This window comes from Stenomitos rutilans (assembly GCF_059505485.1).
Genome location: NZ_JCACKR010000027.1, coordinates 26,377 through 43,288 on the forward strand (window position 1 = coordinate 26,377; position 16,912 = coordinate 43,288).

Annotated in this window: 12 protein-coding genes and 1 pseudogene; 8 read left to right on the top strand and 5 right to left on the bottom strand. The window is 51.3% G+C overall.

Annotation, left to right across the window (positions count from 1 at the left end):
- Positions 1-46: 46 nt before the first annotated feature.
- Together AC5JLP_RS03370 and AC5JLP_RS03375 are read left to right on the top strand one after the other, a co-directional pair.
- Positions 47-373 (top strand): hypothetical protein, encoded by a 327-nt coding sequence (locus tag AC5JLP_RS03370; protein WP_496066490.1) that lies wholly within the window; start codon positions 47-49, stop codon positions 371-373.
- Positions 374-440: 67 nt separating this feature from the next.
- On the top strand, positions 441-983 hold the full coding sequence (locus tag AC5JLP_RS03375) for a GIY-YIG nuclease family protein (protein WP_496066491.1): 543 nt from the start codon (positions 441-443) through the stop codon (positions 981-983).
- 160 nt (positions 984-1,143) lie between these two features.
- Here the strand turns inward: AC5JLP_RS03375 and AC5JLP_RS03380 are convergent, their stop codons facing one another.
- From AC5JLP_RS03380 to AC5JLP_RS03395, 4 genes are all read right to left on the bottom strand, one after another.
- The gene (locus AC5JLP_RS03380; RefSeq protein ID WP_496066492.1) at positions 1,144-2,022 is read right to left on the bottom strand and encodes a DUF2806 domain-containing protein; all 879 of its coding nucleotides are present in this window, start codon (positions 2,020-2,022) and stop codon (positions 1,144-1,146) included.
- Positions 2,023-2,321: 299 nt separating this feature from the next.
- Positions 2,322-3,545: a (E)-4-hydroxy-3-methylbut-2-enyl-diphosphate synthase gene (gene ispG / locus AC5JLP_RS03385; RefSeq protein ID WP_496066493.1), complete on the bottom strand. Its 1,224-nt coding sequence runs from the start codon at positions 3,543-3,545 to the stop codon at positions 2,322-2,324.
- A gap of 197 nt (positions 3,546-3,742) precedes the next feature.
- Complete coding sequence (gene rbp / locus AC5JLP_RS03390) at positions 3,743-4,009, bottom strand: RNA-binding regulator (RefSeq protein ID WP_496066494.1); 267 nt, start codon at positions 4,007-4,009, stop codon at positions 3,743-3,745.
- A gap of 131 nt (positions 4,010-4,140) precedes the next feature.
- A complete protein-coding gene (locus tag AC5JLP_RS03395; protein ID WP_496066495.1) occupies positions 4,141-4,356 on the bottom strand; it encodes a ssl0294 family protein in 216 nt (71 codons plus the stop codon).
- Between the two features lie 520 nt (positions 4,357-4,876).
- Here AC5JLP_RS03395 and AC5JLP_RS03400 point away from each other — a divergent pair.
- Complete coding sequence (locus tag AC5JLP_RS03400) at positions 4,877-5,644, top strand: C39 family peptidase (protein ID WP_496066496.1); 768 nt, start codon at positions 4,877-4,879, stop codon at positions 5,642-5,644.
- An 81-nt stretch (positions 5,645-5,725) separates the two neighbouring features.
- Here the strand turns inward: AC5JLP_RS03400 and nrdJ are convergent, their stop codons facing one another.
- Positions 5,726-8,056, bottom strand: coding sequence for a ribonucleoside-triphosphate reductase, adenosylcobalamin-dependent (nrdJ, locus tag AC5JLP_RS03405; protein WP_496066497.1), 2,331 nt, complete (start codon positions 8,054-8,056; stop codon positions 5,726-5,728).
- 354 nt (positions 8,057-8,410) lie between these two features.
- Between nrdJ and AC5JLP_RS03410 the strand changes: the two genes are divergently transcribed.
- From AC5JLP_RS03410 to AC5JLP_RS03430, 5 genes and pseudogenes are all read left to right on the top strand, one after another.
- The gene (locus tag AC5JLP_RS03410; protein ID WP_496066498.1) at positions 8,411-8,578 is read left to right on the top strand and encodes a hypothetical protein; all 168 of its coding nucleotides are present in this window, start codon (positions 8,411-8,413) and stop codon (positions 8,576-8,578) included.
- 485 nt (positions 8,579-9,063) lie between these two features.
- Positions 9,064-10,047, top strand: a complete 984-nt coding sequence (locus AC5JLP_RS03415) for a DUF4347 domain-containing protein (RefSeq protein ID WP_496066499.1) — start codon at positions 9,064-9,066, stop codon at positions 10,045-10,047.
- Positions 10,048-10,160: 113 nt separating this feature from the next.
- A pseudogene (tnpA, locus tag AC5JLP_RS03420) lies at positions 10,161-10,580 on the top strand (IS200/IS605 family transposase).
- Positions 10,581-10,846: 266 nt separating this feature from the next.
- Positions 10,847-14,965: a cobaltochelatase subunit CobN gene (gene cobN, locus AC5JLP_RS03425; RefSeq protein WP_496066500.1), complete on the top strand. Its 4,119-nt coding sequence runs from the start codon at positions 10,847-10,849 to the stop codon at positions 14,963-14,965.
- 30 nt (positions 14,966-14,995) lie between these two features.
- On the top strand, positions 14,996-16,846 hold the full coding sequence (locus tag AC5JLP_RS03430; protein WP_496066501.1) for a ShlB/FhaC/HecB family hemolysin secretion/activation protein: 1,851 nt from the start codon (positions 14,996-14,998) through the stop codon (positions 16,844-16,846).
- Positions 16,847-16,912 lie beyond the last annotated feature (66 nt).

Genomic DNA, 16,912 nt, shown 5'->3' on the forward strand with positions numbered 1-16,912 from the left:
TGAACGACTCAGCTTGACCATCCTCTACAATCATCTGCCTTTTACAATGGCGCTTAAGATTATCGATCAGTTCGACAGCAGTTTTACCCTTGATCCTGACGCAAAAGCGGCGTTGTTTGAGCTGCTGCAAAGTGGCCCCTTTCTTCAACAGGTGGCTCAGCAAGCAAGCTATCCGGTTGTTGCGTTCACCGAACTATTGTTCCAGCCCGTTCCTTACAGTGCTGCTACACCAAAAGGAATGCCTGCTGAATTTGAGAAATTCCACAAGGTTGATGGTTATGTCATTATCAACGTACCGCCTAATTTTATGTTTAAGGCAAAGATTTTTAAGCCCAGTCGCCTGTGTGCGATTTATCGAAAGGCTCGAGACTAAATAATTAGGGCTACATGATTAGGACTCAAGGCTAAAAATCAACCTTTCATCTCTCATTCTTCTCCAAATGTCTTCTCAACCCGATACTCCTTCACTGTCTAGTTTGGAGTTTATTCACTATCTTGACGATCGTGGTCACTTGCCTGAATTTTTACAGGGAAAAATCGGCGTGTATGCCATTTTTGATCAACAGCAAATGCTGCAATATGTTGGGTATTCCCGCGATATTCATTTGAGCCTCAAGCAACAGTTGGTGCGTCAACCAGAGTGCTGTTACTGGCTGAAAGTACAGACGATCGATCGCCCCAATCGCACGATTTTAGAAGAAATTCGTACCACCTGGATCAGCGAGAATGGATCGGTACCAGCAGGGAATGGTGTGGATGAGGGGCAATGGACGCAAGCGATCGATGCCAAGCTTCAAATGACACCAGAGGAGCAGGCGAGCCTTGTGGGGGCGATCGATGAATTGACTCAAACGAAGGTTCTCAAGCAAGTGGCTCGTCGAGTCGAGGCAGAAATCCTGGAAGTGTTAAAATCTCGCGGCGTTCAGGTCGAAATTCGCTTCAATCCTAAGCTAAAGGAAGAAGGCTTATTAGATCTTAAGTAGCATTCAATCCGATTACTGTTCTGTAGAGGTTTGTACACCTCCGTCTCACAAGACAGGCTCAAGCCATTTGACAGTAGCCTCACCCTTAAATAGCTTCTTCAGATCGGGTGTACTTTGGGTTGCTGGCTATTTGTCGACTTCCCATATTGACTCAACTTAGCTATTTGTCATTGACCGATAGTTCACGCGGATATGGAGATGAAACAATAAGACCTCTATCTCTCCATGTAGTTAAAACATAATCAAGGAAGTTTGGTATAGGTTCAGCACCACAGATTGATGCAAGCTGCTGTCCTGCTTGTGTCAGTAGAACTTTTCCAGTCTCTAACTCATTATCTTGTTCACCAGAAAACTCAATGCTTATTGGCGCTCCATAGTAAAAAATGCACATGTATTTTGGAACTCTTATTCGCTTGTATCCAGTGAGAGCTAAACTAATTAAACCAATGTCATCCAGATGTTTCAGGACATTGAAGTTAATTCCGTGATCGATGTAAATTGAGACTTGCTCGTCATATATTAATGGAACCACGTTCCCAATAAACCACCCAAATCCGCATAAAGTGCTGAATAGCGACGCATCTGTTTTATCAAGTGAACTCAACAGATCAATCGTGCGCTTTGAGTAACTGCCAGGGAAACTTGCCTCTCCAGCTAACAGCTTTGCCCATAATGCCTGCATTTGTTCGTCTGATATGAGACGGCATTTATCAAAGAAGTTTGTGATCCAATCATCCTCAACACTACTAGGGTCTGCATCTTCCTGGAGGTAAGGTAGAGCCTTAGCAGTAATAGACTCGATGTTGTCTTGTTTTTTTGCTTCCTCAAGGACGAACCGATGTAAAGCTCGCTGTTGTAATTCAGTTATCTCAATCTGAACAAGAGCCTTTATTCTTTCAGCATCAGCTTCTGCACGAGCAACTTGCCTTATCTGATAAGGCCTGAAATACCCTCCAATTGCATCTGATATTTTCTCAATTAGAACAACCGCAGGTTTTGAAACATCTCCAAGATTAATGATGGAGTTGCCGTTACTCATAAGTTCCCGTAACTCAAATTTTTAGTTTTTAGTACTCTTGCTAGTACACTATAGCAATTTCATCTGAGTATAGAAGAGAAGGTTGAGCAGTATTCAATGCCTAAAAGATAGCTTTAAGGTTATACCTCGGTTTAGAAGCGGAGCAGCCAACTAATTTGTCATGGTATGTCTAACTCTCTTGATAGAGAATTCAGCAATCAGAGGCGAGGATAGCTCACTTCTTGTGATTTCTATCTCCTTGCCTACCACTTCTCTAATTGCTTTTAATAGCCAAAAAGTAACAACCTCCTCTAACTTTCTTACGGATCAACCCAGCGATCGTCTGACTTAATCAAATTAATCAATTCTTCAACGCCTTGCGCTTCGGGGACCTTCTTAATTTCATCCCGTCCCCGGTAGAGGGAAATCCAGCCTGCTTGTTTGCCCACATAGCCATAGTCTGCGTCTGCCATCTCACCGGGACCATTCACAATGCAGCCCATCACGGCAATGTTTAAACCTGTGAGGTGACTGGTGGCTTCGCGTACTTTGTGCAGCACTTCTTCCAGATTAAACAGAGTGCGTCCGCAGGAAGGACAGGCGACGTATTCCACCATCGTGCGGCGGAGTCCCAGCGCTTGCAAAATGCCGTAGCAAACGGGGATTTCTTTTTCGGGTGCTTCAGTGAGGGAGACGCGAATGGTATCGCCAATGCCTTCTGCCAGTAGTGTGCCAATGCCCGCAGTGGATTTAATGCGACCGTATTCGCCGTCGCCTGCTTCCGTTACGCCCAGATGGAGGGGATACGCCATGCCCAGCTCATCCATGCGCTTCACCATCAAACGATTAGCCGCAATCATCACGGGCACTCTGGAGGCTTTGAGCGACAGTTCAATGTGGTAGAAGTTGAGCGATTCGCAGATGCGGATGAACTCCAACGCCGACTCCACCATGCCTTCGGGTGTGTCGCCGTAGGTAAATAGCATCCGTTCTGCCAGGGAGCCGTGATTTACGCCAATCCGCATAGATTTATTCTGGTCGCGCAGGGAGATGACCAACGGTTCTAACGTTTCGCGAATTTTCTCGCCAATTTCGTCGAATTCTGCCTGGGTATACTCGGTGCGATCGCTCTTCGGCTTCTCAAACACGTATAGCCCTGGATTGATCCGCACATTATCCACATGCTTGGCAGCTTCTAGCGCAATTTTGAGTCCGTTGTGATGCACATCTGCCACCAGCGGCACATTTTGATAGGTCGTGTTTAAGCGACGGCGAATTTCTTCCATTGCCTTGGCATGTGCCATACTGGGCACCGTGACCCGCACAATTTCGCAGCCAATTTCGTGGAGGCGACGAATCGCTGCGACGGAACCCTCAATGTCCAGTGTGTCTTCATTGATCATGGACTGGACGGCAACGGGGTGCTGGCTACCGATCGCAAGGCTGCCGACAGGCACCGATCGCGTTTTGCGACGTTGAATAGACGTATCGGTAGGAGCAGCCGGGGAAGTGGAAACCGCAGTTGGGCTAGGCAGAGTTTGCATACGCTGTTAGTAACGCTTGGCAGCAAGACAACACTGTAAACAGGACAAAATGATTTGTCTCTGCCCTTACAGATTGCCATAGATAGGACGAGTTTGACGGTTAAATTTGGCGATTAAGACACAACGAACTCGTGGCAAGGCGAACCTTCACAGCAGCCGTAACCCTTCGCATTGATTGTGGCGGATGATGCAACGAGCTAACGAGCCGCACTACGAGCATCTTCGCGAGGTTTTGCCTTATTCACCTTAAGCTGACGGCCCATCCACTCTGCCCCGTCTAAATCGGCGATCGCGGCGTCTTCTTGAGCATCTTCGGCCAGTTCAACAAAGGCAAAGCCACGCATACGCCCCGTTTCGCGATCGGTTGGCAGCGAAATGCGCTTCACGGTGCCGTACTCAGAGAATACTTCCGTGAGGTCGTCAGGGGTTGCTTGATAGGACAAGTTACCAACGTAAATAGTCATGAGCGAGTCATCAGGTTGAGGAGCGAAGGGTTCATGTATAACCCCATAGATCCGGTGATAGCATATCCTCCTCACCTCATTCTGAAAACCCTGATACCTATTGAGGGTTGCTGATGCGAAAGACTCGCACTTTAATCGATCGAAATCGACTTAGGCCCACTGCTATTACCATTGTTTGATCCAGCCGTTGATGTATAGCTAGTGGCACCTGATTGCTGATCAAGCCAGCTTCTCACGGGATCTTCCGAGAGATTGAGACGCAGAAGCCCAGACACAAAGCCGCCTAAAAACGCGATGGGCTGTTGCGAAAGCTCTCTCCAAACAGGGGATAGTTCATCTAGAAACATGAATTGAGGCTCCTTTGAGTTGTTTGGGCAGTTAGCTACTGGCTATCGGCAGTCAGCTATCAGCGGTCGGTATTAAGCGAACGAGAGAAATCTGTTTCGCTCTACTCTCAACCCGATTGAGACTTAGCACGGCATGTAAAGCTCAAAAGCTGACCGCTGATTGCTTTTCCGTTACTGAGCGCTCTCCCACTGGTGATTGTAACGCGAAGTGAATTAGTCCATCGGCTAAGGCAGGAGAATTAAATCGTACTCAGACGCGATCGCAGAGGCGCAAACAGTGAAAGATTTTCTCTGTGTCCTCTGCGTTTCAGTGGTCAATTTATAGTCCACAATCTAGGCATCTCAATGCGGGCAAACTTGACATCAAGATGACAACACATCACAACATCCGGAACCAGGTGCAACAGTGTTGATGTTAAGCGGGCTGGATGAGACATCCACTCCGAACTATGCTTCGATCGCCTCACCTGAATTGCCTCTCCCTTAATGAAGCTCCATCGTCTACAGCAGGTGTTTTCTTATGACTCAGCTTAAAATTCTTTGTGATACAGCACTCAAACAACAACCAGTTCAAGCCTCAAAGCTTACAGCGGCTCAGCTTCAACCCGTAAAGGCTGGGACTTTGCTCAACGTGGAGTCTTATGCCCCAGCCAGTGATCACATTAAAGTAGCGCTGGCAGATCAAAGCTTTCAAGGCAAAAATACCTGGTATGTCTATCAGCGTCATGGCGCAATTCTAGAGAATAACAAGGTGATTTTTCCAAAAGCTGTGAAGCTGTCAGTGCCGTATTACGACCAGCTTGATAATTCTGAAAATCCTTACGGTACGTGTAATGTCACTTCGATCGCGATGTGTTTGGCATATCTGGGAGCATCACGCAAGCACCCCGAAAAGCGCTTCCCGGATGAACTTCAGGACTACTGTGCGGCCAATGGGCTCGATCGTCACGAACCTGACGTGTTGGCAAAGGTCGTGCAGGTGTATGGCTGCCAGGACACCTTCAAAACAACTGCCAGCTTTGAGAATGTAAAAGAATGGTTGATCCAGGGCAACCCAGTGGTCGCCCACGGCTATTTCACCGCTTCTGGGCATATTGTGGTCTTCACTGGCTATAACGCCGATGGGTTCGTTGTAAATGATCCCTACGGAGAACTGACCTACAACGGCCCTGGTGACAGCGAATACGACATCTATGCTAATGGTGCAGGCTTGACCTACTCGTACAGATTAGTCTATGACCTGTGCTGCACAGATAACCAGTTTTGGGTGCACTTTATTTCTAAGTGAGGGGAGAGAGTAAGGAGTTTTGAGTTTTGAGTTCTTTACTGCTCCCTACTCCTCACCTTCTGCCCCCTGCCTTCTGCCTCCTCATTTCTTCTCCGGCAACATACACTTATCGCTATCGCAACCAGCAGGCCCTTCGGCAAGACTGAAGCCAGAATCATAGCGGCTGAGGGCGGCATAAAAGTCGCTGGTTTGCTGTCTCGCTTTGACATCTTGTTGGAGGCGATCGAAGGTTTCCTGATCGATCTTCTCAAACGGGAGACGGGGGAAGGGAGCATCAAACCGCGCTAACAGAGCCGCACTGATATAGCCTTCGTCGTTGGCGATCGCTTGATAAATGCGCTGCGCCAATGGTTCCACTTCTGCTTCGGTGAGTTCGATAGTGGCGCTAGTGTTGTGCGCGGTGTAGTAGGTTTGCACTTGCATGTAGAAGTCGAACTGGGCGAGAGCCGAGAATTTTTCGATGGCGATCGTATCCGCACCCGGCAGATTCGCCCAAGATACCTCGACGGGAATTTCGACCAACCATTCTGTACAGCGTAGGTCGAATGGGTCGTTCAAGAGATTGCCCGTCTCGTCCTTGTCTGATTGCGACGGCACTATGCTGTAACCGTAATCCAGACATGCCATCGCGACGGGATCGTTTTTGCGGAACGTGATGCGTCGAATGAATCGCTGAGCCTTGGGCGGATGCCAACCGGGGCTGGCTCCTGTCAGTAAGGATTTAGTACCCGCTGGCTGAACGGTGGTGCAGCGGTTGGGGCGTTTTAAGTGGTGGCGATCGCAATACTCCCACACGGCTTGATGCACCGTTTCGCGCCAGAACGACAGATATTCTTGTTCTCTTTGTTTAAATTCCAGGCCAGCAACCGTATTAGGTCTGCCAGCTTCCCACCAGCGCAGCCATTCCACCCCAAAGGCATGCACAAAGAAATCGAACAGCCCGGTAAAGGAAACGCCGACGATCGGGTCTAAATCGCGTGATTTTTGGTAGCGCGGTTCGGCAAAGCGGTGGTTTAGAAGGGCCGCTACAGACAATGCAGCGGCTCGGAAGGCATCCGCCTGTTCTTCAAGATTATGAGGATCAAGCTGATTCAGGTGCACTTCTGCCAGATTGCAGTGAAAATCGGCACCCAAGATTTCTCCGCAGGGATTCAACCCGTAGCGCCCCAGGCGATGCTCTAGCTCATCCACAGGCATTTGAGGCACCTGTTGCTGGAGCCATTCTCTAGCGGTGCCCTGATTGTAGGCAGCGAGAAAGTCAGCTTTTAGCTCAGGAGTGGTCAACACATCACGGTTAGAACGGGCGATCGCTTCTGGTGCGTACTGAATCGCGCCTTCGCCAGAGTAGAACTGCTTGCGCACTGCATCGACACATTCCTGATCGGTCGGCTTGTGGTGATACACACGGGTATGATTCGCCATCCGCAGGGCATCACGTTCTGGGTCAATGCGCCAGTTGCCTGTATCATCTTGCTGCCAGAGGTTGTCTTTCGCAATGGCAAAGGCTGCATCGCTACTGATGCCCTGTCGCATCCCTGCGCTGCGCCGGATATTGCCCGCCACAACGGTTGCAGCCGCTTCGTCAATCAGCAGACAGCACTCTACCGAGGTCAACTGTCGCCCGATCGCCTTGTTCAATAATGCCGCGCACCGTTCGTACAGTCCTGGGAGGCGAATCGGATTTGCCATACCGCCGAAGCCCTTCAGCACTTCCCCTTCGGCGCGGACATCACTCACGTTGACGATTACAGAGACATCTCCCGTAAAGCGATCGTCTGTCGAGAGTTCCAGTAAGGCTTTGTAGGACTGCACCCAGCCCTGACGACTATCGCCTACGAGGATGTGTACCTGATTGCCGTCAATGGTTACTTGAGTGCGATCGTGACGCTGACCTATAGGCGTAGTGCCAATCTCACCTTCTAGCCGCACCACTAGACGATTCCGAATGGCGGGCAGTTGGTTGATGTAGCGGTGTTCCAGGATTGCGCCGGTGCCGCAGCCCATCATGGCGAGATCCATCATCAGCCCAAACGCTTGCCAGTCGATGACGTTGGTGCTGGTGCAGTTGTATGCTCCGGAGAAGTTCTCTGGCTTGTTAATCCAATCTGTGCCACCAACCCAAAGCCAGCGACCGGAGGGCATACTCTTCAGTTGCTCCTGCATATGCTGGATTAAGTCAGCTTCTTCGCGGGTTAGCTTCCCTAGCGCAACCAAGCCTTGTGTCGTCCGCTGAATGACATCGGCAAGCGGTTCACGACGGTTTTCGGTACGGCGGCTGTAGGTTCTGTAGAAGACAGGGTTTGCTGTCTGCGCGGTTTCAGGAAACTGCGCAGACAGAAAGGCGGAATCCTGCACAAAACTAGGATTGGCTGGCAAGCTATTGGCACGAACTTGATGAAGTTCTCGAACCATAGGTTAAGCGCTCACTTCTTTGGAACGGGGTGGGCTAAATGCAGCATCTAAAGCTCGTATAGATGGACGATCTTAGTCATACTAAAGTGACTTTAGAATACATGAACTCAGCTAAATGTAGCATTTAGAATTCAAACTCTACACTATCGGTAGAGTTTTAGCACAATTTTGCGAAACGGCGTGCTTTTTTGCAGCGTTTGCCCGTTCTAAGAGGAGACTTTACCTGGAAGGACGATCGCGGCACTTAAACTGACTCCTAAGAAACACCTTCAGAGTGGTGGGTTTAGCAACAATGTCAAAGACCAACTCAGAGAGCAGGTCAGCACGGTTAACACCCCAAAGCCATCGACTTGGGTGAAGTCTACGCCACTGGTGCGGTACAAAGGCATCTGTAAGTCAAAGTTGGGCGCATTGCCCGCTTGCTTTTCGTCTCGTCGTTTAGCCCTGCTTGCGAACCAAGACGGCTACGCGGCGATCGCTCCTCCGTTTGCAGATGGAGATAGGCTACCAGTCAATGAATGACTGTAGTAAGGCCCGATCGCATTGCTTTTTACTCGTGATATTTCTTCAGCTTGTGGGGAAATCTACTAAGGTAGGTGCGACTACGTACCTCTATGTTTAAGTTTTCATGTTTAAGGTTGGCACTCACGCGAATGCACTGGTGAACGCTCGGTAGCACATCGTCCATTAGTCGCGTCTCTTCTCCTTTAAGCGTGAGTCACTAACTCTCATAACCCATCTCGGACTCAATGCACGTTGGATTGTCCCTACTGACGTGGACGATCGCAGTCCTTCATCTTGTCGTGCCAATCTATCGAGTCTCTGTATGAACTTTGCGAAACCATCTGTGTTGAGTGATGCCCTGAAGACTGTGCCTTCTGGTGATACCAATTTGAATTGAAAATGCGACACATCCTGTAGGGGCAAGGCAATGCCTTGCCCCTACCCACCGATTGATCTGTAGCCGTCATTCTTTAAATCGGTATGAGCTGTCGCAGTCATCTGCGTTGAAAACACCAACGACGAATGGGCTAAGCCCGCTAGCTACCTGGAGTGGGACAAGTGCGGCTAGCGCGATCGCTTTTATCGACACCACCGTCACCGATTACCAAACCCTAGTGGCAGGCATTGCACCGGACACCGAAGTGCATCTGCTGAACTCTAGCCAGGATGCTGTGACTCAGATCACAAATACCCTGTTGAGTCGCCACAATGTTTCTAGCATTCACATTGTCTCTCACGGCGAAGCGGGCGGGTTAGACTTTGGTGTGGGCAAACTGAACCTGAGCGGCTTGTCCACCTTTACTAACCAGATTCAGTCGTGGAAGCAGGCGCTGACGGATGATGCGGATATTTTGCTCTATGGCTGTGAGGTAGCGCAGGGCGAATTGGGCAAAGCGTTTGTCTCGATTCTCAGCCAGTTGACAGGGGCGGATGTCGCGGCATCGGATGACTTGACAGGGAGTGCCAGTAAGAGCGGCGATTGGACGCTGGAGTACCAGACGGGCGAGATCGAATCGGAGCTGGCATGGCAGGTGCAGACCCTTGCCCACTACAGCGGAGTGTTAACACCTACCCACCTCTCCAACTTTTCCTTCCCCACCAACGGTTCCAATCCATACAACCTGACTAACCTCAACGGCACCCTCTACTTCACGGCATCTGACTCCACCAATGGGTATGAGTTATGGAAGAGTGATGGCACTGCCGCAGGCACCGTCCTAACTAAAGATATCTATCCTGGCTCCAACAGTTCCAACCCAACCAACCTGAGTGCCCTTGATGCCAATCACCTGCTATTTTTTGCGGATGATAGTGTAAATGGGAATGAGCTGTGGATAGAACAACCCAACGTGGCACCAACCCTGACCGTTTCTGGGACTGCCCTTAGCTATACCGAGAACGATCCCGCTACCCCGATCGACACTACTGCCACCGTCACCGATTTCGACTCCACCGACTTTGACACGGGCACCCTGACGGTTAACTGAATCTATGGGGTAAGCCACTGGTTCTACCAGTGCGACTCGAGCAGCTTTGAGCGATACGGCAATAAAGTAACTCCTACGGTGGCTTGATGAAGCAAAACCGTAGGAGGCATAGCATGTCACAACTGTACCAAAGCCTGTCTCATTCCAAGTGGGATTGTAAGTATCATGTCGTGTTCGTACCCAAGTTTCGACGGAAAACGATGTTCCATGACATTCGACAATAGCTCGGTCCGGTGTTCCATGAACTGGCTCGACAGAAGGCATGTCGGATTGTCGAAGCACATCTGCTACCCGACCACGTGCATCTGTGTATTGAGGTTCCACCCAAGTAGGCGGTCTCGTCCATCATCGGCTTTTTGAAAGGCAAGAGTGCGATGGCTATTGCACGGCAATTTAAGGGCAAACAACGCAAGTTCAACGGTGAGCATTTCTGGGCACGAGGCTATGCCGTTTCGACGGTTGGCTTTGAACTAGAAACAGTACGTCGCGACATTCGAGAACAGGAAGCGGCTGATCAAAGCGGTCAGTTCTAACGCTGGCGCACACCCCTGAGCAAGGACATCCGCCCTTGGGGCGGTCACACTCATCAAGCCACCAGCTTTGCTGGGGGTGTCTGACAGCTTCTCGCCAAGCATGCATATTGAAGGAAAAGTTCAATTTGCAGGTTCCACTCAATATTTGACACTTTGCCATCCTTGAATGGCAAAGTGTTGCCATGCCTACTTTATCGATCGATCTCAGGCGCAATGCTTGATTCACCTGCAATAATGGTAGCCACTGTCCGCTACCTTTTGACGCGATGCATCGTCTTGCCACTTTGCCAGGAGGCTGGAACCCATCTGCGGATGGGGTGATTTTTGTGGAGCAACAGCCTGCACCGATCGTGGTGCTTACAGCCGCCGATACGGATATTCAGACGCTTGCAGTAGCGGTGGCTCAGCTACCCGCCGATTTTCCATCGTTGCGGGTGGTGAATTTGCTTCAGCTTCAGCAACAGTTGACGATCGATACCTACGCTGAAGACGTTTTGTCTGCCGCACGTGTGATTATTGTGCGGTTGATTGGTGGGCAGGCTTACTGGAGCTATGGGTTGGATGTGGTTGAGCAAACGGCGAGGCAAACTGGGGCTGCGTTGATGTTCATTCCGGGGGATGAACGTCCTGACCCAACGTTGACGAGTCATTCGACGGTACCGCTGGCGATCGTAAATCGGGTATGGCAGTACTTTATTGAGGCGGGTAGTGAGAATTATCAGAACCTTTTGAAGTTTGTGGCGGTGGAGTTTTTGCAGGTGGCGATCGACTATGAACTGCCTCGGTCGGTGTCGCGTGTGGGGTTGTATCGACCTGGTTCTAAGAAGCTTTTGGTGGAGGCTGTGGTTGCTACAAATTTGGGCTTTGTTGGAAACCTGCTCCGGGGGACTTCCCCCCGGCTCCCCGCGATGTGGGGGCCTAACTCCCCCACGCCCCCCGAACAGGAGTTCTGTCGTGAAAACCAGGGATTGATTGAGGGGTCTTTGTTAGACACTGAAGGGTTTGAGGAGGCTTTAGAACATTCTGTAGAGATGTTTGGGGACGAAAAGCAACGATTGGGAAGGGTGGCGATCGTATTCTATAGAGCACATTATTTGGCGGGAAATACGGCAGCGATCGATGCGCTTTGTGAGGCTTTAATTGAACGGAACTTAACGCCTGTACCTATTTTTATTTCATCGTTAAAAGAGCCGGATGTGCAGGCAGAACTCATGCGCTTGTGCCGTGAGAAGGTTGATGTTTTACTGAATACCACCAGTTTTTCATTAGCAAGTTTGGATACGGATACACCTAAAGTTGATTTGTGGCAAAGGCTGAATGTCCCTGTGTTTCAAGTCATTTTTAGTGGCGGAACGAAAGACTATTGGGAAGCAAGCACACAGGGTTTAATGCCGCGTGACATGGCGATGAATGTGGCGTTACCCGAAGTGGACGGCAGAATCATTACGCGGGCGGTTTCATTTAAAGCAGTGCAGACTCAAAATCCATTGTTGCAAACGGATGTGGTGGTGTATGAGCCGGAGCGATCGCGTATTGCCTTTGTTGCAGATTTAGCTGCTAAGTGGATTGCATTACGCCACACGTCGATCGCCGATCGAAAGATTGCACTCATTTTGGCGAACTATCCTAACCGCGATGGACGCTTAGCAAATGGTGTAGGACTGGACACGCCTGCAAGCTGTTTGGAAATCCTTAAAACATTGAAACGAGCAGGCTACACTGTTGCAGATTTTCCTGAAACCAGTGATGAATTGATGCGAATGCTGACTGCCGGAGTGACTAATGATCCAGAAAGTTTAGATTTGCGATCGATCCATCAATCTTTACCTTTAGAAGCTTATCAAACCCATTTTCAAACATTGCCTTTGTCCGTTCAAACAGGTATCCAAACACGCTGGGGAAACCCTCAAACCAGCAATGCGGTTCCCATTGCAGGCATTCAATTTGGCAATATTTTTGTTGGCATTCAACCTGCGCGGGGCTACGATCGCGACCCAGCCTTGAATTATCACGCACCCGATTTAGAACCAACCCATGAGTATGTTGCGTTTTATCACTGGGTCAACGCTCACTTTGAAGCAAATGCCATTGTGCATGTGGGCAAACATGGCAATTTAGAATGGCTTCCTGGCAAAAGTGTGGCCCTATCAGAACGTTGCTATCCCGAAGCTGTGTTTGGCGCGATGCCCCATTTCTACCCCTTTATCGTGAACGATCCGGGTGAAGGATCGCAGGCAAAACGGCGATCGCACGCCGTCATTCTTGATCACCTTACGCCACCCATGACTCGCGCTGAATTGTACGGCAGCTTGCATCAATTAGAAGGCTTAATCGACGAATATTACGAAGCCCAAACCCTCGATCCGTCGCGGGTTAACCTCATTCGCGATCGCCTGCTCGCACTCATCCATCAAGAAAACCTCCACAAAGATCTAGGCCTCGAAACTGACCTCTCCGAAGACGCGATCGCCACCCTTCTCACTACCACCGATGGCTACCTCTGCGAACTCAAAGAAGCCCAAATTCGAGATGGTTTGCATATTTTGGGACACTGTCCCACTGGTACCCAACTCCGCGATCTAGCCCTTGCGATCGCCCGCAACCCCACCGCCAATCGTCTCGGCCTCACCCGCGCGATCGCCCAAGATTGGCACCTCGACCTCGATCCCCTCATCGCCAATTTAGGCGACCCCCTAGAACCCACCGATCATCCTGCCCTTCAAACCTGCCGCACCATCGGCGATGCCGTCGAAGCCATCGAAACCCATGCCGCCACACTCGTCGCCGCACTCATTCATGACCCAACAGACTTAGCCACAAACGCCCAACCCCTCTCGATCGCTCCTTGCTATCCACCCAAGACCTCCTATTCGGGGGGCGTGGGGGAGTTAGGCCCCCACATCGCCGGGGGCCGGGGGGAAGTCCCCCGGAGCAGGTTCTCAACCAAAGCCACTACCTCTCTACACGAGCACTCACCGCAACACTCGATCAACTCACAAACCCAGCAAGAATTGATCTGGATACGCGATCGCCTCTTCCCCGCCCTATATCAAACCGATCAAGAACTCACCAACCTCCTCCACAGCCTCAACGGACATTACATCCCCAGCGGTGCCTCCGGTGCCCCCACACGCGGACGACCCGAAGTTCTCCCCACCGGACGCAACTTCTACTCCGTAGATATCCGCGCCATCCCCACCGAAACCGCCTGGGACATCGGACGCAACGCCGCCGAAACCCTCATCGAACGCTACACCCAGGAACACGGCGAATACCCCAAAACCCTCGGCCTCTCCATCTGGGGCACCGCCACCATGCGCACAGGCGGCGACGATCTCGCAGAAGCCCTCGCACTACTCGGCGTACAGCCCGTCTGGGATGGCCTTTCTCGACGAGTCATTGACTTTAAGATCCTACCCCTCTCCTTCCTCGGTCGTCCCCGCGTCGATGTCACCCTGCGCATCTCCGGCTTCTTCCGCGACGCCTTCCCCAATTTGATCGATCTATTTGACAGTGCCGTCAACGCCGTCGCTAACCTTGATGAACCCGCCGACCAGAATCCCCTCGCCGCTCAGGTACAACAAGAAACCCTGCACTGGGAATCTGAAGGACTGATAGCAGAACAAGCCGCTGCCCGATCGCGCTACCGCATCTTTGGCTCCAAACCCAGCGCTTATGGAGCCGGACTACAAGGTTTAATCGAAGCGCAAAACTGGGAAAGTGATGCCGACCTGGCCCGCGCCTACATCAACTGGAGCGCCTACGCCTACACCCGTAACGCCGAAGGTAAATCAGCCCCCGAAGCCTTCACCCAACGGCTCGGCACCCTGCAAATCGTACTGCAAAACCAGGACAATCGCGAACATGACCTGCTCGACTCGGATGACTATTACCAGTTTCAAGGTGGCTTAACAGCCGCTGTACGCTTCGCCTCTGCAACATCTCCAGAAATCTACTTTGGCGACAATTCCCGCACCGAAAAGCCCAAAGTGCGAAAGCTCAGCGAAGAAATTGCCCGCGTTTATCGTTCTCGCGTCATCAACCCCAAATGGATTGCTGGTGTCATGCGGCATGGATACAAAGGAGCCTTTGAAATGGCAGCGACCCTCGATTACTTATTCGCCTACGATGCCACCACCCATTGCGTCGAAGAGTTTATGTACGACGGCGTTGCCAATGCCTATGTCTTTGACCCAACCGTGCAGGACTTTATCCAAAAAAGTAACCCCTGGGCATTGCGTGACATGGCAGAACGGCTCCTGGAGGCGAATCAGCGCGGCCTATGGCAACAGGTCGCACCCGAAACGTTAGAACGACTGAAAGCGATCGCCAACGAAGCCGAAGGCATCATTGAAACTCAACACCCTGGAACCAACCGCACATGAGATGATGCCAAAGGTTGAAGCAAAGGTTTCATGCAGCACTCGTCGATCTCATTTCGGTTTTGGCTGAGCTTGTTCGTTGCCTTTGAGGTGTTGTGCACCCAACCTGTGAGAGCGCAATATAGTAAGCCTGGTCTTCCTCAAAGGTTGCCGCCAGCAACCATCACCGTACAACCACCGTCGCCCTTCTTGTTAGCGCAGCGGTCAGATGCGATCGCCCAAACCATCCCTCCAAGGGGTGTTCCAACACGGGCAGTGCCGCCAACACTGCCACGAGACCCTTCCCCCCCCTCCAACCAACTACCACCAGCCTCTGTACCAGACCCGCTACCATCGCTCGATCGACTACTGCCGCTCCCCCCCCCTTCAGCCCCACCTGCACCGTTTGACACACCGCCCGAAACCATTACGGTCGATCGCTTTGAAGTCGTTGGCAGCAAGGTGTTTAGCGCCGCAGACTTTGCCAAAATCACCGAACCTTACACCAAACGCCCTCTGACGATCGCCGAATTATTTCAGCTACGGTCTGCCATTGCTCAGCTTTATCTCGATAACGGCTACATCACGTCCGGAGCCTACATTCCGTCGCAGGTGCTTCAGCGTGGCATCGTTACCATTCGCGTAGTCGAGGGCAACCTGGCAAACATCACCATTGCAGGCACCCGCCGACTGAATCCAAACTACGTGCGATCGCGCTTAGCGCTGGCAACAGGCACCCCACTCAACCGCAATCGCTTACTAGAAGCGCTGCAATTACTACAACTTGATCCGCTCATTCAATCGCTCTCAGCAGAGTTAACGGCTGGGTCACGTCCTGGCGAAAGCGTGCTGTCGGTGCGCATCATTGAAGAACCCCCTCTAAATGCACAGCTAACCTTAGACAATGGGCGTGCCCCCAGTGTTGGCACCGATCGACGGCAGCTGCAAGTCAGCCTTGGCAACGTCACCGGGTCAGGCGATCGTCTCAGTGGGGTGTACACCAACACAAACGGCAGCAACGCGATCGATTTGAGCCATACCATTCCGTTTAATCCGCGAAATGGCACCCTTAGTTTTAACTACGGCAGCGCCTCCAGCAATGTCATTGAGCCACCCTTCGATCGTCTAGGGATTGAGTCCAAATCACGCTATTACGAACTCACCCTTCGACAACCGATCGTCCAGACACCAACCTACGAATTTGCACTCGGCTTGACAGCTACTCGACGTGAAAGCGAAGCAACTATAGCAGACGGACTCTTTCCCTTCCCGGTATTAGGAGCCGATCGCAACGGTAAAACCCGCCTCACCGCCCTGCGTTTTTTCCAAGACATGACCTGGCGCAGCGGGGTTGAAGTCATTGCCCTCCGTTCTCAATTCACCGTAGGACTCAATGCCCTAGACGCCACCATTAATCCCAGTCCTCCCGACAGCCGCTTCTTTACCTGGCGGGGGCAAGCCCAATGGGTACGGCTACTAGCGCCAGAAACCCTGCTGCTTGTGCGCGGCGATTTGCAACTGGCCGATCGACCCATCCTACCGCTCGAACAATTTAGCCTGGGCGGACAAGACAGCGTGCGTGGGTATCGGCAGGATGCCTTACTCACCGATAGCGGACTCTTTGCTTCCATTGAACTTCGCCTTCCCATTCTGCGCTTGCCCAAGTTGAGAAGCCTGCTCCAACTCACCCCCTTCATCGACCTGGGTACCACCTGGAACCTGGGCACCAACCTTGACCCAGATCCAAGAACACTAGCCGCTGTGGGATTGGGGTTGCGGTTGCAATGTGGCGATCGCGTCACCGCCCGTCTGGATTGGGGCATTCCACTCATCGCAATCAGCGGTACAAAAGAGACATGGCAGGAAAATGGGGTGTACTTTTCAATTGTCGTCAATCCGTTTTGAAGAAGGCAGAAGCAGTTTTTGATTGTAAAGCCCTAAAGCCTTGCAGGCATACAAGAAAGGGCATAC